Here is a 1034-nt window from a genome sequence, read left to right on the forward strand (position 1 = left end):
CGTTGGTAAAGTCGAAAAGATAACCGTAAGTGGTCAGGGTTCCGGCAGCCAAGCCATGATACTGTGCGTTGAAAATCGGCGACTGCATTGGGAAATTGCCATTAGGGCTGGCATCCGAGAACACCCGGTTAGCATTGTAAAGATAGCCCGCTGTGATCTTCGTGTCCGGAAGCGACTCGTTGGTGCCGACAAAGGCATCGAAGGTTTGCTCATTCTGGCGCCAGCCAACCGTACCGATAAACCGGTGATTGTCCAGAGCAAAGCGCTGACGGCCGTAGGTCAGGCTGGTATCCGAAAAACCTTTGTAACGCACGTAAATTTGGTTGACTTCGGTTTCCGTCGGATCAGCGACTACTGAGTGATCGGTTATGCCATTGATGGTGCTATTGTAGTTCTCATTCCCCACAGCGGACACATCTTCCGCCTCGGCAAACACCTCAAACCCCTTAAAATCACCAGTCCGGTACCCCAGTCGGGTTCGAACGGTAGAAGCATGGGCTTGATCAAGAGGGTTGTCCTGATCCACAAATTCGTAACGGTAACGAACATCAAGCGAAACCTTTCCCCCGGTTAAGGCTTCGGTAAAGGTCATGGACAGGACAGGCGTTGCGGCAGAGGCCAGAACCGAACCAATGGCAAAGACAAGCAACGACTTCTGATTTTTTTGGCCATTCCTGGCAGTGAGCGGAGTTAGCATCATTTTCATCCTAGTGGTACCTTCAGCGGCCGTATAAACGGTTGAATGGAGTCAATATTTCATCGATAAGTCGCTCATTCAGTTTAGGGCGCCAATGTCAGCGACAACCTTGATATCGGTCAGATTGAACCTGACTCTCAAGGGGTACCTCCATAGGCTCACAGGCAAAAAGAGCTGAACAACGCGCCACCACCTTATACGTCTCGCAAAGCCGTCCATACGGGCCTCCTTTTTTCAGGAATACAGCCGGATCAGAGCTTAACTGCACCTTCAGGCTGTCCAACTGATGGGGTCCACCTCAATGTACACCAGAAACCTCAGATGAACTTTATTAGCG

1 protein-coding gene is annotated in these 1034 nt (G+C 50.8%); it reads right to left on the reverse strand.

Translation table 11 applies throughout. The features are described 5' to 3' along the window. Positions 1 to 706: alginate export family protein (locus tag B2W52_RS20325; protein WP_286803988.1), on the reverse strand; the 706-nt coding region annotated here is incomplete at its 3' end. Positions 707 to 1034: the final 328 nt, after the last annotated feature.

This window comes from Marinobacter sp. UBA2498 (assembly GCF_002341575.1).
Lineage (GTDB): Bacteria > Pseudomonadota > Gammaproteobacteria > Pseudomonadales > Oleiphilaceae > Marinobacter > Marinobacter manganoxydans.